Origin of the sequence: Klebsiella huaxiensis, from assembly GCF_003261575.2 — a bacterium.
Classification (GTDB): Bacteria; Pseudomonadota; Gammaproteobacteria; order Enterobacterales; family Enterobacteriaceae; genus Klebsiella; species Klebsiella huaxiensis.
The window spans coordinates 1,428,296-1,454,406 of sequence record NZ_CP036175.1 but is presented as its reverse complement, the minus strand read 5'-3'; the positions used below and the strand labels follow the sequence as shown (position 1 = coordinate 1,454,406).

Below are 26,111 nucleotides of genomic sequence, written 5' to 3'. Positions count from 1 at the left end.
AGTATAACACGACATAAACGCGAATGTGCTGCAACGGTTGGAGCCTGAGTCACGTGACGTTATACTGCTTCTCTTTACTATTTAGTCAACAGTCGACGCCCATATGCCTGTTTTTGCTCTACTCGCCCTTGTCGCCTATTCCATCAGCCTCGCGCTGATCGTCCCTGGCCTGCTGCAAAAAAATAGCAGCTGGCGGCGGATGGCGATTCTTTCCGCAACTATTGCGTTGATTTGTCACGCCTTTGCGCTGGAGTCACGCATTTTCCCTGGCGGCGAAAGCGGGCAAAACCTTAGTTTATTAAACGTGGGATCGCTGGTTAGTCTGATGATTTGCACGGTAATGACCATCGTTGCGTCACGTAATCGCGGTTGGTTATTGCTGCCTATCGTCTACACCTTCGCGTTGATCAACCTCGCTTTCGCCACCTTTATGCCGAACGAGTACATCACGCATCTGGAGACCACGCCGGGTATGTTGGTGCATATCGGCCTGTCGCTTTTCTCCTATGCTACGCTAATTATCGCAGCCCTTTACGCACTACAGCTGGCGTGGATTGACTATCAATTAAAAAATAAACGACTGGCCTTTAGCAGCGAAATGCCGCCACTCATGAGCATTGAACGTAAAATGTTTCATATCACCCAGATCGGCGTAGTTCTGCTAACTCTGACTCTGTGTACCGGGCTGTTCTACATGCATAACCTGTTCAGCGCGGAAAATATTGATAAAGCCGTGTTGTCAATCGTGGCATGGTTCGTCTATATCGTCCTGCTTTGGGGCCACTATCATGAAGGGTGGCGCGGACGCCGGGTCGTCTGGTTCAACGTGACAGGTGCAGGGCTGCTGACGCTGGCTTACTTCGGTAGCCGTGTATTACAACAGTTCATGAGTTAAGTCTTTAAGGAACCCTAAGTGGAACATATCTCCACCACCACGCTGATCGTTACTCTGATCATTATGGTGATTATCTCGGCCTATTTCTCCGGTTCAGAAACCGGCATGATGACGCTAAACCGCTATCGTCTGCGCCATATGGCAAAACAAGGCAACCGCCAGGCAAAACGCGTCGAAAAGCTGCTACGCAAACCCGATCGTTTAATCAGTCTCGTGCTTATCGGCAATAACCTCGTCAATATCCTCGCCTCGGCGCTGGGCACCATTGTTGGTATGCGCCTGTATGGTGACGTCGGCGTCGCGATTGCCACAGGTGTCCTGACCTTTGTGGTGCTGGTGTTTGCCGAGGTGCTACCAAAAACAATTGCTGCGCTTTATCCGGAGAAGGTCGCCTATCCAAGCAGTTTCCTGCTAGCCCCTCTGCAAATACTGATGATGCCGCTGGTGTGGCTGCTCAACACCATCACCCGAGTCCTGATGCGCATGATGGGCATCAAAACCGACATCGTTATCAGTGGCGCATTAAGTAAAGATGAATTACGTACCATCGTTAATGAATCGCGATCGCAAATCTCCCGCCGTAACCAGGACATGCTGCTATCCGTGCTGGACCTGGAGAAAGTCAGCGTTGACGACATCATGGTTCCCCGCAACGAAATCGTCGGCATTGATATTAACGACGACTGGAAGTCAATTGTTCGTCAACTGACCCATTCTCCACACGGACGCATTGTGCTGTACCGCGATACCCTGGACGACGCAATGAGTATGCTACGCGTACGCGAAGCCTATCGCCTGATGACGGAGAAAAAAGAATTCACTAAAGAGGTAATGCTGCGCGCCGCCGATGAAATTTACTTCGTACCAGAAGGCACGCCGCTCAGCACCCAACTGGTGAAATTCCAACGTAATAAGAAGAAAGTTGGCCTGGTGGTTGATGAGTATGGCGATATTCAGGGCCTGGTGACGGTTGAAGATATCCTCGAAGAGATCGTAGGTGATTTCACAACATCAATGTCGCCAACGCTTGCAGAAGAAGTCACGCCGCTTAACGATGGCTCAGTGATTATTGACGGCACCGCCAACGTACGTGAAATTAACAAAGCGTTTAACTGGCATCTGCCGGAAGATGAAGCCAGGACGATTAACGGAATTATCCTCGAAGCTCTTGAAGAGATCCCGGCGCCAGGCACTCGCGTACGCATCGAACAGTATGATATCGATATTCTTGATGTTCAGGAGAATATGATTAAACAGGTGAAGGTAATGCCTGTGAAACCCATTCGCGAGAGCGTTGCGGAGTAACGGCTAATCCAGAAGATCACAGCAAATTTCGGTTCACCATTAATAGCAAAACGGCTACCGGAGGTAGCCGTTTGAAGTCATTTACTTGGCTTTCGCCACGGTCACCATCGCTGCGCGAATAGTACGACCATTCAGGGTATAGCCCTTCTGCATCACACCCAGCACCTTGCCAGCCGCGACATCTTCAGACTCAACCATCGCAATGGCCTGATGCACGTTCGGATCCAGCGGCACGTCGGTATCAGCAATCACTTCCACGCCGAACTTACGCACAACATCGAGCATTGACTTCAACGTGAGCTCAATACCTTCAACCATCGGAGCCATATCCGGATTCGCTTTATCAGCCACTTCCAGTGCGCGATCCAGGCTATCGATTACCGGCAGCAATTCATTGACGAACTTCTCCAGCGCGAATTTATGCGCTTTTTCAATATCCAGCTCGGTACGACGGCGCAAGTTGTCTTCATCAGCTTTTGCACGCAGCATCACTTCACGCTCACGCTTCTGTGCTTCAACAAGCTGTGCTTCCAGATTCGCAATGGTTTCATCGCGCGGATCCACCTGCTCAGCCGAAACTTCAGGCTCTAGCGCCTCAACGTCGTCGTGCTGCTCCGTGATAATTTCTTCCGGGGCTTGCCCCTCAGGCGTTTTCTGTTCTTTACTACTCATGAATTTCTCCGCGTTTTTTTCGCATTCATCTCGCTAACTTCGCTTATTATGGGGATCAGTTTCCGGGTTTCAAGTGAACACGGCCAGATTGTCACTATTCATTTAACGCAAGGACATCCAGATCATGAAGAACCACTTCAAGTGTATAGGCATTGTGGGACACCCTCGTCACCCAACCGCGCTGACCACACATGAAATGCTCTGGCGCTGGCTGTCCAGCAAAGGTTATGAAGTGCTGGTTGAGCAGCAAATTGCTCATGAACTACAGCTTAGCAATGTTAAGACCGGGACACTGGCGGAAATAGGCCAGCAGGCTGATCTCGCCGTTGTCGTTGGCGGCGACGGCAATATGCTCGGCGCGGCGCGCACCCTGGCGCGCTACGACATTAACGTTATTGGGATTAACCGCGGTAATCTCGGTTTTCTGACCGACCTCGACCCGGATAATGCGCTACAGCAACTTGCCGATGTTCTCGAAGGCCACTATATCGCCGAAAAACGCTTCTTATTAGAAGCACAGGTGTGCCAGCAGGATTGCCAGAAACGCATCAGCACAGCAATTAACGAAGTCGTCCTGCATCCTGGTAAAGTCGCGCACATGATTGAGTTCGAAGTCTATATCGATGAGGTTTTTGCCTTCTCTCAACGTTCCGACGGCCTGATTATCTCCACACCGACCGGCTCCACCGCCTATTCACTATCCGCTGGCGGCCCAATCCTCACACCATCGCTGGATGCTATTACCCTGGTGCCCATGTTCCCGCATACGCTTTCCGCCCGCCCGCTAGTGATTAACGGCGACAGCACCATCCGCCTGCGCTTTTCTCAGCGCTGCAGCGACCTTGAAATTAGCTGCGACAGCCAGATAGCACTCCCCATTCAGGATGGTGAAGATGTGCTAATCCGCCGCTGCGATTATCATCTCAATCTCATCCATCCCAAAGACTACAGCTATTTCAATACATTAAGCACCAAGCTTGGCTGGTCGAAAAAATTGTTCTGATTTTGTAGCCTGCCTCTTTACTGGATAAAAAACCAGTCTATACTGTACGAAAACACAGTAATGGTTTTTCATACAGGAAGGCACTATGTTGGCACAACTCACTATCAGTAATTTTGCTATCGTTCGTGAGCTGGAAATCGATTTTCACAACGGTATGACCGCCATCACCGGTGAAACCGGTGCTGGTAAATCGATTGCTATCGACGCGCTGGGGCTGTGCCTCGGTGGTCGGGCTGAAGCCGATATGGTGCGCAGAGGCGCCAGCCGGGCTGATTTATGCGCACGCTTCTCCCTGAAAGACACACCTGCTGCTCAACGTTGGCTGGAACTGAACCAACTGGAAAGCGGACGTGAGTGTTTACTTCGCCGTGTTATTAGCGTAGACGGTCGCTCCCGCGGCTTTATCAACGGTACCGCAGTCCCTCTCTCCCAGCTTCGCGAGCTGGGTCAGCAGCTTATCCAGATCCACGGCCAGCATGCACACCAGTTACTGACTAAATCCGAACATCAGAAAACACTGCTTGATAGCTATACTGGTGAGTATGTACTTACTCAGCGTATGGCTGAACACTATTCCCAGTGGCATCAAAGCTGCCGCGAATTGGCTCAGCATCAGCAGCAAAGTCAGGAACGCGCAGCCCGCGCAGACCTGTTGCAATATCAATTGAAAGAGTTAAACGAATTCAGTCCGCTGTCGGGTGAATTTGAGCAAATTGATGAAGAGTACAAACGTCTGGCTAATAGTGGCCAACTCTTGACCGTCTGCCAACACGCGCTAACGGTACTGGCAGATGGTGAAGAAGCCAATCTGCAAAGCCAGCTTTATACCACTAAACAGCTGGTAAATGAGTTGGTTAGTATGGATAGCAAACTTTCAGGGATACTGGATATGCTGGAAGAGGCGTCTATCCAGCTCATCGAAGCCACCGATGAGCTACGCCATTATAACGACCGTCTCGATCTCGATCCGAACCGTCTGTTTGAGTTGGAACAGCGTATCTCCCGACAAATTACCCTGGCACGTAAGTATCAGATTACGCCCGAAGAGCTTCCGGCATTCCATCAAGCTTTGCTGGAAGAGCAGCGTCTTCTGGACGATAGCGCAGGTTCTCTGGAATCCCTCGGTCAAATGGTAGTCGAGCACCATCAGTTAGCGCTGGATACGGCAAAGCAGCTGCACGCACTTCGCCAGAAAAGTGCCGATGAGCTGGCTCAACTGATTACGGAGAGTATGCACTTACTTTCCATGCCGCACGGGATGTTCGCCATTGATGTCTCGTTTGATGAACGTCACCTTACCGCCGAAGGTGCAGACCATATAGAATTCCGGGTGACCACAAACCCCGGACAGCCGCTACAGTCGATAGCCAAAGTCGCTTCCGGAGGCGAACTCTCTCGTATCGCGCTGGCGATTCAGGTTATCACCGCACGGAAAATGGAAACGCCGGCATTGATTTTCGATGAGGTGGATGTTGGTATTAGCGGTCCGACAGCAGCGGTAGTTGGCAAACTGCTGCGCCAGTTAGGTGAATCAACCCAGGTGATGTGCGTAACCCATCTACCTCAGGTAGCGGGCTGCGGTCATCATCATTTCTTCGTCTGCAAGGAAACCGATGGAGAGATGACGGAAACGCATATGCACCCTCTGGATAAACGCGCACGTTTGCAAGAATTAGCCCGTCTGCTAGGCGGTAGCGAGGTCACCCGCAACACCCTGGCAAACGCGAAAGAGTTGCTCGCTGCGTAAACTTTTTGATTTTCGCAGAGTCATAGTGAACAGCAAATTGCCGATAGACCTGCAGTCGAAGGTTCCCAACCGGGCAAAGGTCTATTATCATCGGCATATTACAGATGAGCCACGTACTGCTCGGGCCCAAAAAGGAATCAAATCACTATGCGCTGTAAAACGCTGACTGCTGCCGCAGCGGTTCTTCTTATGTTGACCGCAGGCTGTTCCACTCTGGAACGAGTGGTTTACCGTCCTGACATCAACCAGGGTAACTATCTGGCACCGACCGATGTAGCAAAAATTCGGGTCGGCATGACACAACAACAGGTCGCCTATGCACTGGGTACTCCAATGATGTCGGATCCGTTTGGTACCAACACTTGGTTCTATGTTTTCCGTCAGCAGCCTGGGCATGAAAAAGTCACCCAGCAGACTCTTACCCTGACTTTCGACAGCAGTGGAGTGTTGACTAATATAGATAACAAACCTGCTCTGACTACCGAGTAAGGTCGTAAAATGCAAAAAAGCGCTCAATGAGCGCTTTTTTAATGTCCGAAAAATGATTACTTTCCAGCGCTTTTCTCGGCCCGCTGGCGACGCAGCTCTTTCGGGTCAGCAATAAGCGGGCGATAAATTTCCACACGATCTCCATCATGCACTTCATCATGTAGTTTTGCCGGGCGGCTATAGATGCCCACTTTGTTCTTTGCCAGATTAATATCATCGCGTAGCGTCAAGAGGCCGCTGGCGACAATCGCCTGCTCGACCGTCGACCCCGCCTCCAGCCTGACGCTCTGCAGATACTGCTTTTCCGGCAACGCATAGGCTACTTCAACAACGATTTTAGCCGACACTGTAGACCTCTTTAGCGCGGACCGTAAACGCCTGCACCATGTTCATGGCCAGTTCTTTAAAAATGCGGCCAAAAGCCATTTCAATCAGCTTATTGGTGAATTCAAAATCGAGATGAAACTCAATTTTGCACGCTTCCGGACTTAACGGAATAAACGTCCAGCCGCCAATCAGTTTTTTGAACGGCCCATCGACCAGGCTCATCAAAATGCTCTGGTTGCTAGTCAGCGTATTGCGGGTAGTGAAAGTCTTGCTGATGCCAGCTTTGGACACATCAACCGCCGCAGTCATTTGCGTCGGCCCAAGTTCCAGAACACGGCTACCGGTGCAACCAGGCAAAAAATCAGGGTAGGACTTCACATCGTTTACGAGTTGATACATCTGTTCCGCACTGAAAGGTACCAGCGCGGTACGGCTAATCTGAGGCATAGCAGGTTCCACATATAAACACGGCGCAAATAATATCATTTATCTGCTGCTAAAAAAAACGCTGTACTGCAACTCGTGCTAAGATAGCTCATTACACCTCGCAGGATGGATTGAGGTACGACTGTTTTAAGACGATGACTTCAGGATACTATGACTAAGAAAAAAGCCCACAAACCTGGATCAGCCACCATTGCGCTGAATAAACGCGCCCGTCATGAATACTTTATCGAAGATGAATACGAGGCTGGTCTCGCCCTGCAGGGTTGGGAAGTAAAATCTCTGCGTGCAGGAAAAGCCAACATCGGCGATAGCTACGTCATCCTGAAAGATGGCGAGGCTTATCTGTTCGGTGCTAACTTTACCCCAATGGCTGTGGCTTCCACCCACTACGTCTGCGATCCAACGCGCACCCGCAAGCTACTGCTAAACCAGCGTGAGCTGGACAACCTCTATGGACGTATTAACCGAGAAGGTTACACCGTAGTTGCTCTGTCTCTTTACTGGAAAAACGCTTGGTGCAAAGTAAAAATCGGCGTAGCTAAAGGTAAGAAACAGCACGACAAGCGTACCGATATAAAAGATCGTGAGTGGGCGGTGGATAAAGCCCGGATCATGAAACACGCTGGCCGTTAATTCCCCTTCTTAATGAGGGTCAGTTTTCTGGCCCTTACGCTATATCATTGTTGATGCTGATTTTTCACCCAACCCGCCGCTATAATCCTCGAAACGAGGGCTGGTAAGCACATTCATAAATCTGTTATACTCAACGTACACATTGGGGCTGATTCTGGATTCGACGGGATTTGCGAAACCCAAGGTGCATGCCGAGGGGCGGTTGGCCTCGTAAAAAGCCGCAAAAAAATAGTCGCAAACGACGAAAACTACGCTTTAGCAGCTTAATAACCTGCTAAGAGCCCTCTCTCCCTAGCTTCCGCTCTTAAGACGGGGATCAAGAGAGGTCAAACCCAAAAGAGATCGCATGGATGTCCTGCCTGGGGCTGAAGTGCTAAATCTAATCAGGCTAGTTCGTTAGTGGCGTGTCTGTCCGCAGCTGGCGTGCGAATGTAAAGACTGACTAAGCATGTAGTACCGAGGATGTAGGAATTTCGGACGCGGGTTCAACTCCCGCCAGCTCCACCAAAATTCTCCATCGGTGATTACCAGAGTCATCCGATGAAGTCCTAAGAGCCCGCACGGCGCAAGCCCTGCGGGCTTTTTTGTGCCCTCATTTTGTCCCGCGAAGTCTGATGCCGACTAATTAAATCCGAACCTTTTAGGCACCTTGTTAGGCACCTCATAAAGCTTTATTGTTTTTGAGGTGCCTAAAACTATGGAAACCCGGCAATGGCAAGACAAACCAAACCTCTATCCGTTAAAGAAATTGAATCTGCTAAGCCCAAGGAAGCGGACTACGTTCTCTATGATGGTGATGGCCTTGAGCTACTAATCAAATCCAGCGGAAGTAAAATCTGGCAGTTTCGCTACATTCGCCCTGTCACTAAGAAACGTGCGAAGAAGAGCATAGGCCTCTACCCGTCAGTTACCCTTGCCGATGCCCGAAACTATCGGGCAGAGTCCCGCTCTCTTCTGGCGAAACAAATTGATCCCCAGGAACATCAGCAGGAACAACTGCGCAGTTCAATTGAAGCCAAAACCAATACTTTCCAGCTCGTAGCTGAACGTTGGTGGAATGTGAAGAAAGCAAGCGTGACAGCGGACTATGCAGAAGATATATGGCGCTCTCTTGAGAGAGATGTCTTTCCTGCAATTGGGGACGTTAGCGTTACAGATATTAAAGCTCACACACTGGTTCAGGCCGTTCAACCTGTTCAGGCCAGAGGAGCACTGGAAACCGTTCGTCGACTATGCCAACGCATTAATGAGGTCATGATCTATGCCCAAAACACAGGGCTGATTGATGCTGTTCCCAGCGTTAATATCGGTAAAGCCTTCGAGAAGCCTCAGAAAAAGAACATGCCCAGCATTCGACCGGACCAGCTACCTCAACTGATGCAGACAATGCGAACAGCCAGCATTAGCCTTTCCACACGCTGCCTGTTCATGTGGCAACTTCTTACTATTACCCGCCCTGCCGAAGCGGCTGAAGCTCGCTGGGAAGAGGTAGACATAGAAGCGCGAGAGTGGAAGATTCCTGCAGCACGCATGAAAATGAACCGCGACCATACTGTTCCATTGTCAGATGAAGCAATTGCTGTTTTGGAAGTGATGAAACCATTAAGCGGCAACCGAGAATTTATCTTTCCCAGCCGTATCAAACCAAAGCAACCAATGAATAGCCAGACCGTTAACGCATCGCTAAAACGTGCAGGTTTTGGTGGCGTGCTCGTTTCACATGGTTTGCGTTCTATCGCCAGCACAGCCCTTAATGAGCAAGGCTTTCCACCAGATGTTATTGAAGCTGCATTGGCACATGTGGATAAGAATGAGGTACGTCGCGCTTATAACCGCAGTGATTACCTTGAGCAACGGCGACCGATGATGCAATGGTGGGCTGATTTTGTTATGGCTGCTGATCGCGGAAGTATGATTGTGGGAGGTATGAGGGGAGAGCGTTTAACGGGATGACGGATAATTAATGACAGTTCCCACTTTAGTAGTGGGCCAGATGAGAATTTATATTTCAAGCGAAAGCTAATAGTTTTAGAAATCAAACTAATTAGCATAATATCTCTTAATTGAAGGGATATGGAGCCGCAGAAATAAATGAAGACACGGCAGTATGCGCAAAAATCAATCTTCGATCTGGAAGCAATCTTCGAGCAGTCCAGCAACAATGTTAGCGAACTTGAACAGTTGTTGAGCGAGCTGACCTTTCGCAACACTGCCAGGGCGCGGACGCTGACGGCTAAAATCGAGCAATCTCTATTTGCACTAAGCGGCCACAGCGTGGTCGCCATGTCGGCTTCCAGCCCATCAACACACCATCCCGATTCGGTGTCCATTCAATCTTCTCGAGTTGTGCCCCACAATTCGCCTGCTGCGGAAGAGCAACTTCAACTGAAGGCCATCCCAGACTCTGCCATACGAGAGCAATTCGACAAAGACCAAATCGACCTTGGTCCGATCCCGTCTTTTTCTCCATCAGGTAAGGCGAATGATGCGCGAGCAATACTGGCAGCATGGACAGCCCTCGAAGCACTGTCGCCTCAAGCTTATAAACGCCCAGAGGATATGGCAACCGGCGACCGCTCTAGGGTTGCTCTATTGGAGCGAGGTGTTCCATGGGGACCAAATGCCCGCAGCAAGCCCAGTTATAAGCTTTATTTCGAGGTCGTCCTCGGCTCCATCGCTCTCGACAAGGCGACGGACGAGCTGGTCAAGGTTTTTGGCGAGGATGAGGAGCGTTCACGCCCGGACGGTAAGAAAGCGGCCATCGGCTCGATCCTGATCGACAAAGAAGGCTTTGTGCTTGAGGACAAAGGCGTTGCCGTGTCCAGTTTTGCCTGGGCACTCAAGCCGGCTCTCGATCTGAAGCTTGGGAGTTTAGGGAATTGGCCGAATGTTGAGCCGCGCATTATCGAGCATCTGGATCGAATGGTTCGCCACCACAACAAAGATGGAGAACCCATACCGATCGATTTGAATGTTGTTCATAACGCTTATAAATGGCTTGTATCGCAGTTCAGTGTACCCGAGCATTTGGTTGAGCCACCCACATTCGCGATTAAGGTGTTTCATCATTTCAAGGCTAAGGCGCCGCCTGAACCTTCGTTACTGAATTCCTTCTATCTTGAAGATCTCGGTGAAGCAACCAAATTGCTCGAGACGGGCAAAGCCGGAACCGGTTTGCGCCGCTACATGGGAATTGGAAGACCTGACCAGAAAATCGACGTGCTATCGCCCATTTCCGCAGTTGAGCCGTTCGTCGCACCGTCGCTCATGCCGCAGGCTCGTTGGCCTTCGAAAGGCGGCCATCCACTGGTGCTGCTTCAACAGGCTGCCGTGAATGCGGCGCGTGCTGAGCTGAATGATGCTCCAGGTATCATCGGCGTCAATGGGCCTCCGGGAACCGGAAAGACCACTCTTCTCCGGGATATCGTCGTTGGATGCATTCTCGATCGGGCCACGGCGATGTCCGGCTTCAACAAACCGCAGGATGCCTTTTCCACAACAGGCGAGAAGCTGGCATTCGGTTCCAATGCATTCCTGCACTTCTACAAGTTACATGCATCCTTGAAGGGCCATGAGATCGTCGTAGCCTCCTCCAATAACAAAGCGGTCGAAAACGTCAGTAAAGAGCTTCCTCTCAAGGAAGCCAATGGTCGCCATGAACAGATCGCCTACTTCCGGTCCATCAGCGACCTGATTGCGAATCCCAAACGCGCCGGCTATTTCGAAGCCGAGGCCGAGGGGGACATCCCCTCCGACACTGTCGAAACCTGGGGGTTGATCGCCGCAGCTCTCGGCAAGAGCAGCAACCGAGGCGCGTTTCAGCAAGGTTTCTGGTGGAATGAAGACGGTGGTTTCCTTACCTACCTGAAAGCAGCTCGCGGCATAAATGTCATGCGTGAGATCAAGGACGAGCGAACTGGCGAAACCATCGATCGCGTGATGCCCAGCGTGGTTGTCAATGAGCGGCCCAGCACCAACGAAGCGGATGCTGCTGCGGCCTGGCAGAAAGCGCGAACCGCCTTTCTTAAACTTAAGGAGACGGTAGACGCCGAAATCGCCAGCATCGAAGAGATGCGACGGGATATCCAGGCGCTCAAGGGAGCGATCACCGAACTTCAAAGAGCTGAACAGCGTCGACCGAGTCTGAATGAAGCCGTCGAAGAGGCACACAAGACTGCTGAATCCTGCCAACGAGAGCATGAGAAGGCAAAATCGCAGATCGAGCAGGACAAGATCATGCTCGACAGCCATCTTGCTTGCCGTCCAGGTTTCTTCTCCCGTTTGTTTGCGACTGCGGCCTGGAAGTCGTGGAGATCGACACTGCAGAAGCTCTCGGCGACCTTGCAGCAATCAGTCATACGGGCGCAGGGGACGGACGGTGCCCTAGAGCTTGCAAGGGCTGAGTGGGGCAATACTGAGTCCCAGTTACAGCAACTCGACCAGGAAATTTCCAGCAAATGTCAGGCTGTCTCGGAATTGAAGGCAACCGAGGCACAGGCACGAAACCGTATGGGAGACAGGGTCGTTGATGCGAGGTTCTTCGAGCTCGAGCACGAGGCTATCCACCTCACTGCACCCTGGCTTCCCGATGAGGTTCATCGCCTGCGGGAGGATCTTTTCGCCGCTGCCCTGACTGTGCATAAAACGTTCATCGATGCTTCGGCCAGCCGCTTGCAACACAATCTTGGGTTATTGATGTCAGGCATGGTAGCTGGTGCCTTCCAGTCTTCCGCTCACCGTGAACTTCTCCCCGACCTTTGGTCAAGCCTTTTCGTGGTTGTGCCGACCGTGTCCACGACATTCGCCTCTGTTCGGACGATGTTCGGGGATCTGCCACCAGAGAGCATTGGTTGGCTTCTGGTAGATGAAGCGGGCCAAGCCGTTCCTCAGGCAGCAGTTGGAGCTATCATGCGGGCAAAGCGCTCCATCGTGGTAGGTGACCCGTTGCAAATCCCACCTGTAGTTTCACTTCCTGAAAAGCTGAACGCCGAAATCTGCAAGTTCTTTGACATTGACCAAGTCGAATGGTCTGCCCCCGCAGCATCTACGCAGACCCTTGCTGATCAGGCATCGCGCTTCAAATCCACCTTCGTCATGGACGTAGGTGATCGAGAAGTCGGGCTGCCATTGCTCGTTCACAGGCGTTGCCAGAACCCAATGTTTGATGTTTCTAACTCCATCGCCTATGCCGGGCAGATGGTCCATGCTGTCGGGCCTAAAAAACCCGGATCTATCGGCTCGGCTTTGGGGAGATCTCACTGGGTGGATATCAATGGCGATGCTGAGACGAAGTGGTGTCCCGACGAGGGCGAAGCGGTTGTGCGAATGCTCAAAGAGCTGGCAGCATCGGGCATTACAAATCCGGACGTATTTATCATCACACCATTCAAGATCGTAGAGCAGAACATGCGTCGGCGTCTCGACAGTGAAACTGATTTGCTGCGAACGTTCGGCGTAAAGCTGGATGAATGGTGCCGTGATCGTGTAGGCACAATCCACACGTTCCAGGGCCGAGAGGCGGACACGGTAATCCTGTTGCTGGGTGCGCCGAAAGCGAGTCAGCAAAGGGCACGTCAGTGGGCGGCAAGCCCACCAAACATAATCAATGTAGCCGTCTCACGCGCCAAGCAAAACCTGTATGTGGTCGGCTCGGCTGCTGCATGGGCAGGGGCGGGAACTAGCCTTCAGGTCCTGCATCGGCAATTGGCGAAATCAGCCTAACAATCTCCGAGGTGGCCCTCATTATTGAGGGCTCATCGCGACTCATTTTTGGCTAACTTCAGTAATGGGCTGGCCGCTATGTGTTAAAATCTGACATTGCTCACATAATAGTCAAGCAGTCACTTTTCACCGCCCATCCAAGCTTGATAATTCTTACCGCTCCCCTTATATCCACACTGAGGAATAACCTCTGACATGGCTAAGGAGTATGATTATGGGGCTTAAACCTGGTCCAAAACCAATCGCAAAATCAACAGGAAAACCCGATCAACGCAGACGTGATAATAAGGATACACCCGGCAATACCCCAGGACTGAAACCAAGCAAATCAACTGGGAAGTAATCGTTTAAGGGTATGGAGAATTCATCTATACCCTTATCTCATCAAATCAGTCTGCTTTAGCCCGTTTAGTGCCAGAAGCGGACATTGTTAAGTCCGCCTTCCATTGGCTAAAGAGGAGTTGGCCAGTTAGCGCTGTCCAATACTTCGGCTTAACCGTAGCTTTATCATTTATGTACTGATGAAAATGTGGATTAAAGAATCTTGCATGATAATTTACCTAAGTGTAAAGTTCATTTAGTAATCGCTGATTATGTTACATAAATGAATAAAAAGCTCACAAGGAAAAGATAATGGAAAGAAGGAACATAAATAATAATATTAAAAAAATGATTTTTAGCAAATACAGCGGCAAATGTGCAATATGTGGCATATCAAACGAAGACGTACGGCTGGAAATTAGTCATATTTATCCTAAATCTTTTGGTGGGGAAAGCATAGAAGAAAATTTAATTCTAGTTTGCCCAAACTGTCATTTTAAATTGGATCAGGCCATCCTCAACGAAAGAGAGTTCATAACTGCACTTGTTGATCTTTTAAAGAATTCCCATAAATACAAGAACATTGAAACAAACAAACAGCTAGGTAATCAGATTAAGATCGAGGTTGATATTTACGCAGAATTGACGGAGACTCGTGAGGATAAAAAGGAAATAGTTGTAGAATGCAAATCCTTAAGAGCCATTTCAGAATTTTATATAGATAAGGTCATTGATGAACTTGAAACAGTAAACAGCATATACCCTAGCGCAAAAATAATATTTGCAACCCCTTCAAGAATTCCAGAAAAAATAAAAGAAGCACTTATAAGACATGATATTTTTGCTTGGGATATTGATTATATACTTAATGAATTTAGTGATGAAATAGGAAAATCGAATAACCCATATCTAAACTTACTGATTGGGAGTGTTGGCCAAAGCAAATCTAATCTTAAGATTCGAAATCTAAGTGACAGGCTTAAAAAATGCTCACCTGGAAAGAAAGAATGGTCTATATATCAAAAACTGATAGGTGAAATTCTGGCTGAGATCTTTTGTCCTCCACTACAATCCCCTATGCCTGAAAACAGCGATTACTTAAAGACCAATAGAAGGGATTTTATATTATCAAACTATGCCAAAGATGGATTCTGGGAATTTCTTCGCAGTAATTACAAAGCTGATTACATTGTGGTCGACGCAAAAAATTATTCTAATAAAATCAAAAAGGATGAGGTACTTCAAATAGCGAATTATTTGAAACCTCATGGTGCAGGAATGTTTGGGATGATATTTACTCGCAAAGGCGGAGATAGCCGAGGATGCGAAACCACATTAAGAGAACAATGGATATTACATGGGAAATTAATTTTAGTTTTAGATGATGAAGATGTTGAAAATATGCTGGTTGCTTCTTCAACTGGAACAACTACTGACATTATTGGCCAAAAAATAGAAAAGTTCAGGCTTTCAATGTGAATTTTAATTAAGTAGTGGCTAATTAGCGGAAGTGATTGTACGCAGATCGCTCAGAGCAGACCTTCTGCTCCGTGAATAAGCCAGCGTCGGGCCAGGAGCGGACATAAGATACATCTTTTCTGGTTATACCGAGCAGTAGTGTAGCGTCAATCCGCATAAATAAGACACCATCAGAAATACAAAGATCTGTTAATATACAAAAGAAGTAATAATAAATGGTGGAGCCCCAACTTACAGAGAGGATCATCGCACCATGAAGCTGTACATAACTGGAAACGGGTTTGATTTACACCATGGTCTTGATACCAGCTATTTTTCTTTTGCCTATTTTCTGCGTTCGCGCCAGAGGGATTCGTACAACAACTTAGTTGAGTTTGTTGGTTTCACGGACCTGCCTGAAAATATGGATAAACTGAATAAGGATGAACATCCTCTGTGGTGTGAATTTGAAAGTAATCTGGCAGGGTTAGATTCTCAGGCCGTACTGGATGCATTTACCGATTATCTCCCAAATCTGGGTGACCCAGATTTTCGTGATAGAGACTGGCATGCATTTGATATTGAAATGCAGCGAATCCTTGAAAATTTGACTGATGGTCTTTTCACCCAGTTTACGTCGTTTATTTCCCAAGTGAAATATCCAGAGCTTACCGCTGATAAAACACTGCAACTATGCAACAACGCCCTATTTATAAATTTTAATTATACCAGAACTATTGAGTACTATTATGGCATAAAAAGTAGCCAGATTCTTTACATCCACGGCAATGCATCCTTACCTGGAGATAGGCTTATTCTTGGACATGGTATTGATCCAGAAAATTTCAAAGAACATCCTCAAGAACCGCCCACGGACGTAACGGATGAGGAGCTGGAACAGTGGTATCAGCACATGTCTGATAATTACGATTTTGCATATGAAAGCGGAAAACAGACTCTGAATCGGTACTTTACACATTCATTCAAAAATACAGAGGAAGTGATGTATGCAGGCCAAGCATTTTTCTCTCAACTCAACGCGGTAAACGAGGTGATCATTGTTGGACACTCTTTATCGGCGGTCGACATGCCTTACTTCGCTGCCATTAAACAACACGTGCAGCCCAATTCGACCTGGACAGCGACATGGTTCCTTGAAAAAGAACGTGAACAACACCTACATGCGTTGCAGAGCATAGGCATTGAACATCCCCTAATTGTGCCAGTCTGTAGCCTGCTGGTACGATCGTGACTACAAAGAAAATAGTGCTCGGCTAAACAGGCGTGTTAGTAAAAGGGGTTATGTCCGCTTTTCGCTCAAAGCAGACCTTATGGCCTCGATTTCTGGCAGATCAGAGCCAAGAGCAAAAATTGATATCCTCAATCGGCCTCAAGCTTAAGGGGAACATCTCCCCCTTTTTATGTAACCAGTTTACTGAAGATGTTCTTTCAGCCAGGTACACGCGCCTTCAATGTCATACGCTTTTTCCCCAAATCCTTTCGCAAGCAGAAACTCTGGTAAATATTCATCATATTTATCTAAGTACTTTTCTGGAACATTTACAGCAAGATCAAACGCTGAAGGCAAGCCTGACAGCAGCATACCTTTAAGTGCCTGTTGAACAGAAGCGACACTTGAGCCGTCAATTTCTATAATTCCAGCCAATGAATTAGCTTTAAAACCACAGCGTATGAGCAAGGCTGTAATCGTATTGACAACTTTATCCCCCATCCAGGGTATTACATAACAGTGTTGTCCACTCGTAATAAAACACTCATTTTGAAGTTTAAAACGCTGAAAGTTACTACAGCCTTCCGCAAATAGGTTTCTGGCGGCAGCATCGGCATAATCTACTTTGTTGCTACCTATTGCTATGCGGTAATCACCTTCCCTATAGATAGCGAGCATTTCCTGACGAACGGCATCATGAACAGACATACCTCCCCCACTAAATTGTGGTGGCTGACCGCCTTTGGTCGCCTCTACATAGATAACTTTTTTCTCTGTCTCGATCTCTGTCACTTTCCAGCGCCGCCCACCGAAGATGATGTGTTGGTCTGGTAGCAGTGGGGAGTCCACAGGCACTGTTCCAAGGGTTCTGTTTCCGGTGACAATGCGGAACTCTTCTGGTGTATTGAACACGGCATAAAACGTGTAATGGTTAGTCAGTTTCTCCCCCTCTGCCCCAACAACCATTTCGCCGCTAGCAAGTTGAGTGAGTAGGCCACATGCTCCCATATGTTTAAGCAGGCTTTTGAAATCGTTTAAATCTACATTTCTAAATGGTCCTGTCTGGCATAGTTGCGACCAGAGCTGGTCGGCACGAACTCCGCCCCATTGTGCCGTAATAGCAAGAATCTGGTGCAACAGCGTGGAATAATGCATCTGTCGAGCATCTGCTGGTTCAAACCATTGTTTAGAGATCATCAATCTGATCATTGCCATCGACTGGACCAACTGCAGCCGTAGGTGGTCAACGATACTGCTAGTTACACTAAGCTCATTTTCTGTAATTAGCATTCTTAGAACTGATGGAGAGTTGCGTCGCCCAGAACGTCCCATACGCTGACGTAGACTGGAAACAGAATGCGGAGGCGTAACTTGTATAACCGACTTAACCTTACCTATATCAATTCCCAACTCGAGCGTCATTGTACAAACAGCTGTTGTGGGCAGATTTCCTTTCTGAAGACGAGATTCAAGCGCCTCACGTAATTCCTTGGCAAGGGAACCATGGTGGGGAAAGAATTCATTCGGAACAATTTGTTCCTCACACATGTCGCTCAGCGTTGCCGCAATGCTTTCAGTGCGCTTTCGACTGTTTGCAAAGACCAGATGAGAATCGCCACGGCAAAGTCTAAAAATATCAGCGCAAACGTCATGTTCAGCTGAACTCTGAAGTTCTTCCTCTTTTTGGATCACTCGCTCCAGGTACCCTTTGACCTGTACCTGAAGAGTGGCCGTGCTATTACTATCTGTAACAGTTACGCAGGGGAGTCGTTTGTCCGGGCGCAACATTTCGGGCATTTTATCCAGTTCCCCCAGCGTGGCACTCAACGCAACGCGGGGAATTGGATTTACCTGGCGTCCTAGCACATGGTCAATTCTATTGAGCAGAGAAAGCAGCTGTACACCACGCTCTGAGCCAATAAAAGCATGAAACTCATCAATAACGATGTATGCGACTGAAGAAAACGCCTGTTTGAGCCAGCCCATTGAATTTATGAGCAAAGACTCAAGTGACTCAGGTGTAATCAGTAAAATGCCAGCAGGGTTCGTCCGAGCCTTCTGCTTTTTGCTTTGTGGTACATCCCCGTGCCAGGGAGTCACTGGCATTTCCAATGCATCTCCAAGGCTCCCAAGACGACGGTACTGATCGTTAATCAATGCCTTCAACGGACTGATATAGACGATGCCAAATCCATTCGTGAGATCTGCAACTGCCGAACAGGCAGGAAGAAAGAAAGCCTCAGTTTTACCCGCTGCTGTACCTGCACTGATTAGCACGTCTCGATCACGGGCTAAAATTGCCGGGATAGAACTCTCCTGCAAGGGCCTTAATGTAGACCACCCCTGCTTGTAAACCCACTTACGGACGCGGGGATCGAGGCTATCGTAGGCACTGCTCATAGTTTGAAGTTCGCCAGTCCGTCGTCGTCATCGCTTTCCTCCGTAGTGGCGTCATCCATATCGCTGGGCCTGTCCTCTTCAATCGCCACACCCTTGATTAGTGTTTGCCAGTTCATCGTTCTGTTTTGTTCCAGCACGGCCAGCATGTCCAGGAAACCTTTTATCGTATTACGGGGGGTACGGAAGTAAGCGTCTCCAATGGTTTTACTACAGTGATGCAGGAATCCAGTCAGTGCCTCATCTGGTACCAGATAATTCTCTGGATCTCCACCTGCATAAACATGACGAAGATTTCTCAGCAAAATATACAGTTCCTCAGGGGTGAGGCTGGCAAGATGCAAAGTGGGGGATGAGTAGTCAATCACTCCTGCTTTTTGCGCGAACCGGTTTTCCGCCAGACGCGACTGGAGCGCCTCATAGCTGTAAAGACCTTTACGCGGATCGAAAAGAAACTCTGGCGTACCCCCGAGGATAAAACCAATGTTCTCGGCTGAGCCTTGCAGGCAGTCATTCAGGATCCGCAAAATCTGTTCGTAGTTCGCTGTTCTTGCTTGCGTATTATTCAGCTTAAAGAGGTTCACCATTTCGTCGAGGCTGACCAAAAGACCGGCATAGCCTGCCTGGCGGACAAAAAGGCTCATCAGCTTCAAAGAATCATAGAATGAAGCGTCTGAGATAATAGTCCGAACGTCGAGATCGTTACGGGCATCAGTTTTGGTGGTGTACTCTCCCCGCAACCAGCGAATAGCATTGGATTTTAGCGTTTCATTATCCTGTTCATGCCCGCGCCAGAATGCATCAATGACCTTCGCAAAGTCATATCCACCCACCATATCTGACAGAGCTGCCAGGCGTTTATGAATAACTGATGAAACCTCGGAGCCGTCCGTGTCCGCTTCCTTTCTTGCCTCCGTAACGAATCTTTCAACAACGCTAAGTAACGCATTACCATCCGGCTTGTTTCTGGTGGACATGTTTTTCATAAGCTCAGAATAGAGATTACGAGCCTGACCTCCCGATGAGTGAATGCGTCTGTCAGGAGAAAGGTCTGCACTGACTGACACCAGCTTCTTCTCTAGCGCAATAGAGCGCACAACACTCAGAAAGAACGTTTTACCAGAACCATATTCACCGATGATAAGTCTGAAGCTTGCACCACCGTCAGCAATCCTCTCAATATCCTGGTGGAGAGCAGTGATTTCATTCACGCGGCCAACCTGGATATGCTGAATGCCTATCCTTGGCGTTACACCTGACTTAAGTGACTGAATAATAGCGTCACGTTCTTTCACTCTTATACGTGTTACAGACATTCACTATCCCTCTAATTCTTTGGCAATTTCCAGGTCAACCCAGATATCATCATCGGCATCGTCCAGCACCGGAGCATCAACCACCGCATAGGACCAGTCATTGATCACCTCAAGCGCACCGCCGAGCATCAAATTCAAATTTCCGCACAAATCTGTCGCCTCTTTTCGGGACCACTGTTCTTTCTCCAGCAAACTGCGATAAAGCTGGCTATGTGCGGAGTCAAGCCCCCCCGTTTCCGTTAATGAGGCTGGAGCGCTATCTAGCTCTTCCGGTTCTTCTTCGGTGAAAATTGTGTCCAGCAATTTACGAACATCATCCGTGGCAGATTCGTGGCGGGCAAGTACATTAGCATCCAGTGTGAACCCTGCTGCTGGCTGATCAGTTGGTACAGACGAGACGAGCTCATGTTCAGTTGCGGAATGCTGATGGATATTGCTCGAGACAGATGAGGGATCCAGCCCCAAACTTGAATAAATCTTCTCAAGCTGTTTGATTTCGGCAGGCGCTATTTTCCCATCCGAACAGGCAACACTAACGATAACCTTACCCACAGCAGCTTTTTCTGCGGCCCCCATCAATTCAATCCTGCTTTTCATTCCTGTCATATTGGCTGGGGTATGAAGTTGCCACGTTAAATACGCATGTAGAGAGCGTTTTTCATCATCGGTGAAGCCAGGATTGTTGTTGATGGCATTCTCAAGCACTTTCTGTTCAGCTTGATCAAGAGAATCGTCAATCAAGGCGACCATCGCCCCTAATCTGAGCGTCATTACGGCTGAGATAAATTCAGGAGAAGGTGAGAAGCGTCCACCTTCGGCGGCAGGGAATAGAACAAGTGTCCCATCAACATCCGCCTTCACATGGTGATAATACGGGTCAGGTGCCAGACCGTAGCCCATCTTCAGAGCAAAGGCCTGCATCAAATCGGCCTCTTTTTTATTGATCTTATTGGGGCAACTGGCATTCATATGTGCCCAAAAGTCAGCAACTGAGACTAACCCCTCCTTGACGAGGATCGCCTCATCAGCCCAGCGTTTGAATGAGCTTAATATTTTTTCTGAGCTTTCATTAACGATCTCTGAAGGGAGCAACATAATTGCAGCCGTATCATTGACTGACGTACCTTTCCTACCAAGGTAGCGACTATAAGCATCAAGTTCATCCGTACATATGTCGGCAAGAGCCATAATTTTCTGGACAGGGCTCTTCAACGCACTTGGATCAGGCAGGTCGGGAACAGGGAGTCGAACACCTCGCAAACTAGGACTTGCTGGTGTGTAATCTAACCTTAGGCGCGTTTTATTCGCCTTAACGACCATCCCTTCACCATATTTGAGGGTGTAACGCCGTTTGAAAAGCGCAGCAAACTCTTTAGCACAGCGGCGAGCCGGGGTACGCAGCGAATACTCGGTGTGGTTTATTAACCAGTTCAACGCCAGTTCAGCTGATACAGGAACTCCTTCATGTACAGTTTTTGCCAGAGCCAGCTTAAATTGCATGCTGTTGCTGAAACCTGAATTGCTATCGAGCTCAGTGGCTAAGCCCATGTTCGGGCGCAGAATAAACATGGCTTCGAGTAACTGGGCCGAATATCCACGGAATGAGCGGTTCTCAATGAATACGGATCTTAACCGAGCGACTTCTTTGAACAGATTACGGAACTCAGCATCAGGGAATTTTGGGTCAGTGGAATCTATGAGCGCTTTTCTTTCCAGGCCGTAGAGGTAGATAAAAACATAGCCGATAGGACACGATGGATCAGACCTATCGCTGGCGAGCCAACTGACATACGCACCGCGTGCTTCTGGGGAAAGAGAGGAAAAACTGGGCCAGTATCCTAAGGAAGGTGCGAACAAGTTCCTGATATGAGATCATCATATTCATCCGGAGCGCATCCCAGAGGGACATCATGAGCCATCAACTCACCTTCGCCGATAGTGAATTCAGCACTAAGCGCCGTCAGACCCGAAAAGAGATTTTCCTCTCCCGCATGGAGCAGATTCTGCCATGGCAGAATATGACCGCTGTCATCGAGCCGTTTTATCCCAAGGCGGGCAATGGCCGACGGCCCTATCCGCTGGAGACCATGCTGCGTATTCACTGCATGCAGCATTGGTACAACCTGAGCGACGGTGCCATGGAAGATGCCCTGTACGAAATCGCCTCCATGCGCCTGTTTGCCCGATTATCCCTGGATAGCGCCCTGCCGGATCGCACCACCATCATGAATTTCCGCCACCTGCTCGAGCAGCATCAACTGGCCCGTCAATTGTTCAAGACCATCAATCGCTGGCTGGCCGAAGCAGGCGTCATGATGACCCAAGGCACTTTGGTGGATGCCACCATCATTGAGGCACCCAGCTCTACCAAGAACAATGAGCAGCAACGCGATCCGGAGATGCATCAGACCAAGAAAGGCAATCAGTGGCACTTTGGCATGAAGGCCCACATTGGTGTCGATGCCAAGAGTGGCCTGACCCACAGCCTGGTCACCACCGCGGCCAACGAGCATGACCTCAATCAGCTGGGTAATCTGCTTCATGGAGAGGAGCAATTTGTCTCAGCCGATGCCGGCTACCAAGGAGCGCCACAGCGCGAGGAGCTGGCCGAGGTGGATGTGGACTGGCTGATCGCCGAGCGTCCCGGCAGGGTAAAAACCTTGAAGCAGCATCCGCGCAAGAACAAAACGGCCATCAACATCGAATACATGAAAGCCAGCATCCGTGCCAGGGTGGAGCACCCGTTTCGCATCATCAAGCGGCAGTTCGGCTTCGTGAAAGCCAGATACAAGGGGCTGCTGAAAAACGATAACCAACTGGCGATGTTATTCACCCTGGCCAACCTGTTTCGGGTGGACCAAATGATACGTCAGTGGGAGAGATCTCAGTAAAAACCGGAAATAACGCCAGAAATGGTGGAAAAAATAGCCTAAATAGGCTGATTCGATGTGTTTGCGGGAAAAAAATCGGCCCAGATCCGCGAAATTTTAATCAGCGAGTCAGCTTGGGAAGAAATGACCTGCTTATTCGCACCTTCCCTAAGGGCGGTGCAAATATCGCCAGAAACATTATCATCGCACCTGCTGCTATAAACCGGATGATGAAGGATTTTATCCCCTGCTGTCAGTCAGGAGTGCTGAGTGGCATAAAAGCAATGGAAACACCTCAACCGGTTAAATCGACCTTACTGAAAGCGTTAACGGATAAATACGGTTCAGATGCTGTACAGGAAGCATTGTACGGAGTTAAGCATCTTGCCTTTGCTGATTTAAGTCTGTCACGCAGGCTATTTGACACTGATATTTACGCATTCCCTCCACTAACCCGTCTGTTAAAAGAGGAAGCCTTACGCCTGAATTTGATGTCACTATGGGAAACGCTGGTTTGTACCGAAGTCAGCGTCTGGCTTAATGCCGGGCCTGCGAATGAATTATTTGCCGTTGCCGCGTTTCATGCGTTGCTGAACGGCGACGCCGACCACCTGCTGGAGCAATGTTATCGTTTAGTCGATGAAATCAGGGTGAAGCACAAGCGGGGGTCTCAACAAATCTACGACGAATTTCAGCATATACTCAGCCAGTACATGGCAAAATATTTTCACATTGACACCAGCGACCACAGAGCCTGTAATCTCTTCTATAACCGCTTTTTTAGTGTTCCTCCTGTCACAGAGGACGGTGTCTGCGCCATACCGCCTCAGTGATGCATTTCCTCAGCCTGTGTTCAATAAAATCTCAGATATATATCACCCTTCCGAAGTGAAACCGGACCATCGATAAACTCGGGCGAGGTTTACGGTAAATATATTTACTGAACCACGATCAATTTTGTCGATCGGTTCGATCGAATTTCATCGTTATCCCCTCTTTTTTGCAGCTATAAAATCCCAACGGGATGCTTATGACTGTCTGTCTTCTACTAAAAAACATGCAGATACCCTTTCCGGGTAGCGTTTTACGAAAACCAGAGGTGCACAAAAATGAACAGAAAAATGATTCACCCTTTACTACTGACCTGTGCGCTGGTACCGGCAGTGGCAATGGCCTTCGGTAATCAAACCACCTGGACCCGGGGCTGGGGCCAGGGAGTATCAGAGTTTGTTATCAATGGGGAAAGTCAATCGCAACTGTCTCTGACCTGTGAGGATTACGGCTCGCAACCGGCCACGGTCATATTCACTGACGCCAGCGGGCATCAGGTCAGTATGGATGAAGATAAAAACCTTCAGGTCAGTATCGACGGTGGAGCCCCCATCGACATCAGCGAATCTGGCAGTCGAGTGGGCGGTAATAACCTGGCGCTGGCCTGGGGTCAGCTACGTAATGGCAAACAGGTCTCAGTAACCGGAGACGGTGTTAAGGATGCCACATTCACGCTGGCTGGGGCAGCAAAGGTATTGCCAGTATTCGGGACCCACGGCTGCGTGGGTAAAGATGCACTCTAGCCTGCATCTGAATTTAATACCTGTTGATTACGTTATTTTTAAAAGGAACAGTTTATGAAATTTAAACACATGCTGGTGCCCGCACTGTTTGCACTGTCAGCCCTGGCGCTGGCAGAGCCAACGCCATCCATCAAAGTGGAGACCAGTAATCAGGTTCACCCTGCCGGAACACGCTACGTCACGGTCGTGGTCACTGCACTGGATAACACCGTGAAAGTCGAAAATATTGACGTGAACCGGGGAAACTGTCGCATTGCCAACCAGAAATATCTGTACTCCAGCAATAAAGAAACTATTTTGCCTGCTAGCCTGCGTTACGGGCAGTCCGTCAGCGTGAGTTTTTATAATAACTGCGTGGCTTCAGAAGTCGTCGTCACTACTGATAAGGGGGGATGGCGTTACACTTACCACTGAGTCCCCCGCCCCTGATTAACGTTTCCCAACCTAAAAAATTCCACATGACCAATGGGCTGCCGCTGCGCAGTCCAGAGTAAATCCTATGACCTTTCTGAAAATGCTGGTGACGACCTTGGCCCAGGCACTGACCTGGTGCGGCGGGCATCAGGCCCGTCAATTTATTGAAATTCGTCTGCGTCAGGCAGGCTACGATGACAGCAGCATTGATACAGCCCGGGAAGCGGTCACGTTGCTGGTCACTGCACTTATCACCGCCCTGATGGCGCAGATACTGAAGATTCTGGATACGCTGTAATCCCGCCCTATCCGTTCATTGAGAACAACACATCCAGCCCCTGCCTCCTCACGGAGCAGGGGCTTTTGCTTTTACGCCTTCAGATTAATCAGATGAGGAATCAACTATGCGATTAGCCAGCCGTTTTGGTCGGGTGAACCAGATTCGCCGTGACCGTCCCTTAACCCACGAAGAACTGATGCAACATGTCCCCAGCGTCTTCGGGGAAGACAAGCACGACTCCAGAAGCGAAAAGTACACCTACATACCCACTATTACCCTGCTGGAGAACCTTAAACGTGAAGGGTTCCAGCCATTCTTTGCCTGTCAGTCACGAGTGCGCGACCAGAGCCGACGGGAACATACAAAGCATATGCTGCGCCTGCGTCGTGCCGGTCAGATAAACGGTCAGCAGGTACCGGAAATCATCATTCTGAATTCGCACGATGGCGCATCAAGTTTTCAGTTACTGCCGGGAATATTCCGAAGCGTCTGCACCAATTCGCTCGTTTGCGGACAGTCGTTCGGCGAGATCCGCGTGCCACACAGGGGCGACGTTGTCGGGAAGGTGATTGAGGGGGCCTATGAGGTTCTCAGCGTCTTTGACCGGGTGGAAGAGAAACGTGACGCCATGCAGTCCCTGCAACTCCCGTCACCCGCACAACATGCACTGGCTACAGCGGCGCTGACATACCGTTTTGGGGAAGAGTACCAGCCAGTAACCGAAGCGCAAATTCTTGCACCCCGCCGCCGGCAGGACGAGAGCGATGACCTGTGGACCACTTACCAGCGCATTCAGGAAAACCTGCTGAAAGGCGGGCTAAGTGGCCGTACCGCGCAGGGTAAACGTACCCACACCCGCGCAGTAAACGGGATTGATGGAGACGTTAAGTTAAACCGTGCGCTCTGGGTGATGGCGGAGAACATGCTGAACCTGTTGGACAGGTAATCACCCGCGCCCCGCCACCGAAATCAATCCCCGGCCCGACACTTCCATTCAACATCTCCATGCAT

At 49.3% G+C, this 26,111-nt stretch carries 21 protein-coding genes, 1 other RNA gene and 1 pseudogene; 17 read left to right on the top strand and 6 right to left on the bottom strand.

Annotated features, from left to right (window positions below):
* Window positions 1-103: 103 nt before the first annotated feature.
* Both DA718_RS07015 and DA718_RS07010 read left to right on the top strand, forming a co-directional pair.
* The gene (locus DA718_RS07015; protein ID WP_110277453.1) at window positions 104-895 is read left to right on the top strand and encodes a cytochrome C assembly family protein; all 792 of its coding nucleotides are present in this window, start codon (window positions 104-106) and stop codon (window positions 893-895) included.
* An 18-nt stretch (window positions 896-913) separates the two neighbouring features.
* Window positions 914-2,200 carry an HlyC/CorC family transporter gene (locus tag DA718_RS07010; protein ID WP_110277452.1) on the top strand — a complete coding sequence of 429 codons (1,287 nt, stop codon included), beginning with the start codon at window positions 914-916 and terminating at the stop codon, window positions 2,198-2,200.
* 81 nt (window positions 2,201-2,281) lie between these two features.
* On the opposite strand, the gene grpE is transcribed toward DA718_RS07010, so the two are convergent.
* Window positions 2,282-2,872, bottom strand: coding sequence for a nucleotide exchange factor GrpE (gene grpE / locus DA718_RS07005; protein WP_110277451.1), 591 nt, complete (start codon window positions 2,870-2,872; stop codon window positions 2,282-2,284).
* A gap of 124 nt (window positions 2,873-2,996) precedes the next feature.
* Here grpE and nadK point away from each other — a divergent pair, with 124 nt between their 5' ends.
* From nadK to bamE, 3 genes are all read left to right on the top strand, one after another.
* Complete coding sequence (gene nadK / locus DA718_RS07000) at window positions 2,997-3,875, top strand: NAD(+) kinase (RefSeq protein WP_004104646.1); 879 nt, start codon at window positions 2,997-2,999, stop codon at window positions 3,873-3,875.
* An 85-nt stretch (window positions 3,876-3,960) separates the two neighbouring features.
* Window positions 3,961-5,622 carry a DNA repair protein RecN gene (gene recN / locus DA718_RS06995; protein ID WP_112217071.1) on the top strand — a complete coding sequence of 554 codons (1,662 nt, stop codon included), beginning with the start codon at window positions 3,961-3,963 and terminating at the stop codon, window positions 5,620-5,622.
* 147 nt (window positions 5,623-5,769) lie between these two features.
* Window positions 5,770-6,111, top strand: coding sequence for an outer membrane protein assembly factor BamE (bamE, locus tag DA718_RS06990; protein WP_112217070.1), 342 nt, complete (start codon window positions 5,770-5,772; stop codon window positions 6,109-6,111).
* A 56-nt stretch (window positions 6,112-6,167) separates the two neighbouring features.
* Here bamE and DA718_RS06985 read toward each other — a convergent pair whose 3' ends face one another.
* A complete protein-coding gene (locus DA718_RS06985) occupies window positions 6,168-6,458 on the bottom strand; it encodes an RnfH family protein (protein WP_112217069.1) in 291 nt (96 codons plus the stop codon).
* Window positions 6,448-6,885: a type II toxin-antitoxin system RatA family toxin gene (locus tag DA718_RS06980; RefSeq protein ID WP_197975057.1), complete on the bottom strand. Its 438-nt coding sequence runs from the start codon at window positions 6,883-6,885 to the stop codon at window positions 6,448-6,450. Before DA718_RS06980 ends, DA718_RS06985 begins: the two co-directional genes overlap by 11 nt.
* A 150-nt stretch (window positions 6,886-7,035) precedes the next feature.
* Between DA718_RS06980 and smpB the strand changes: the two genes are divergently transcribed.
* The 6 genes from smpB to DA718_RS06950 all read left to right on the top strand — a co-directional run bounded on the left by smpB (window position 7,036) and on the right by DA718_RS06950 (window position 16,270).
* A complete protein-coding gene (smpB, locus tag DA718_RS06975; protein ID WP_110277446.1) occupies window positions 7,036-7,518 on the top strand; it encodes an SsrA-binding protein SmpB in 483 nt (160 codons plus the stop codon).
* 144 nt (window positions 7,519-7,662) lie between these two features.
* Window positions 7,663-8,025: a transfer-messenger RNA gene (gene ssrA, locus DA718_RS06970) on the top strand.
* Window positions 8,026-8,229: 204 nt separating this feature from the next.
* On the top strand, window positions 8,230-9,471 hold the full coding sequence (locus DA718_RS06965; protein ID WP_112217067.1) for an integrase: 1,242 nt from the start codon (window positions 8,230-8,232) through the stop codon (window positions 9,469-9,471).
* Window positions 9,472-9,609: 138 nt separating this feature from the next.
* Window positions 9,610-13,239 carry a DEAD/DEAH box helicase gene (locus DA718_RS06960; protein ID WP_025107348.1) on the top strand — a complete coding sequence of 1,210 codons (3,630 nt, stop codon included), beginning with the start codon at window positions 9,610-9,612 and terminating at the stop codon, window positions 13,237-13,239.
* Between the two features lie 633 nt (window positions 13,240-13,872).
* The gene (locus DA718_RS06955) at window positions 13,873-15,039 is read left to right on the top strand and encodes an HNH endonuclease (protein ID WP_112217066.1); all 1,167 of its coding nucleotides are present in this window, start codon (window positions 13,873-13,875) and stop codon (window positions 15,037-15,039) included.
* A gap of 253 nt (window positions 15,040-15,292) precedes the next feature.
* Window positions 15,293-16,270, top strand: a complete 978-nt coding sequence (locus tag DA718_RS06950; protein ID WP_025107346.1) for a bacteriophage abortive infection AbiH family protein — start codon at window positions 15,293-15,295, stop codon at window positions 16,268-16,270.
* A gap of 180 nt (window positions 16,271-16,450) precedes the next feature.
* Here DA718_RS06950 and DA718_RS06945 read toward each other — a convergent pair whose 3' ends face one another.
* The 3 genes and pseudogenes from DA718_RS06945 to DA718_RS06935 all read right to left on the bottom strand — a co-directional run.
* Entirely contained in the window at window positions 16,451-18,649 is a 2,199-nt protein-coding gene (locus DA718_RS06945) for a DEAD/DEAH box helicase (protein WP_025107345.1), read from the bottom strand.
* Window positions 18,646-19,962: an ATP-binding protein gene (locus DA718_RS06940; RefSeq protein ID WP_112217065.1), complete on the bottom strand. Its 1,317-nt coding sequence runs from the start codon at window positions 19,960-19,962 to the stop codon at window positions 18,646-18,648. The genes DA718_RS06945 and DA718_RS06940 overlap by 4 nt, the downstream gene beginning before the upstream one ends.
* A gap of 3 nt (window positions 19,963-19,965) precedes the next feature.
* Window positions 19,966-21,807, bottom strand: a pseudogene (locus DA718_RS06935) (tellurite resistance TerB family protein); the annotation flags it as partial.
* Window positions 21,808-21,872: 65 nt separating this feature from the next.
* Here DA718_RS06935 and DA718_RS06930 point away from each other — a divergent pair.
* The 6 genes from DA718_RS06930 to DA718_RS06905 all read left to right on the top strand — a co-directional run bounded on the left by DA718_RS06930 (window position 21,873) and on the right by DA718_RS06905 (window position 26,046).
* Window positions 21,873-22,853, top strand: coding sequence for an IS5-like element ISKpn26 family transposase (locus DA718_RS06930; protein ID WP_016947617.1), 981 nt, complete (start codon window positions 21,873-21,875; stop codon window positions 22,851-22,853).
* Complete coding sequence (locus DA718_RS06925; RefSeq protein ID WP_227015983.1) at window positions 22,835-23,665, top strand: hypothetical protein; 831 nt, start codon at window positions 22,835-22,837, stop codon at window positions 23,663-23,665. The genes DA718_RS06930 and DA718_RS06925 overlap by 19 nt, the downstream gene beginning before the upstream one ends.
* Window positions 23,666-23,941: 276 nt before the next feature.
* Window positions 23,942-24,406 carry a hypothetical protein gene (locus DA718_RS06920; protein WP_004136903.1) on the top strand — a complete coding sequence of 155 codons (465 nt, stop codon included), beginning with the start codon at window positions 23,942-23,944 and terminating at the stop codon, window positions 24,404-24,406.
* A 54-nt stretch (window positions 24,407-24,460) separates the two neighbouring features.
* Complete coding sequence (locus DA718_RS06915) at window positions 24,461-24,820, top strand: hypothetical protein (protein WP_112216472.1); 360 nt, start codon at window positions 24,461-24,463, stop codon at window positions 24,818-24,820.
* 85 nt (window positions 24,821-24,905) lie between these two features.
* The gene (locus tag DA718_RS06910) at window positions 24,906-25,118 is read left to right on the top strand and encodes a hypothetical protein (protein ID WP_004136899.1); all 213 of its coding nucleotides are present in this window, start codon (window positions 24,906-24,908) and stop codon (window positions 25,116-25,118) included.
* A gap of 106 nt (window positions 25,119-25,224) precedes the next feature.
* Window positions 25,225-26,046: a DUF932 domain-containing protein gene (locus DA718_RS06905; protein WP_025107339.1), complete on the top strand. Its 822-nt coding sequence runs from the start codon at window positions 25,225-25,227 to the stop codon at window positions 26,044-26,046.
* Window positions 26,047-26,111 lie beyond the last annotated feature (65 nt).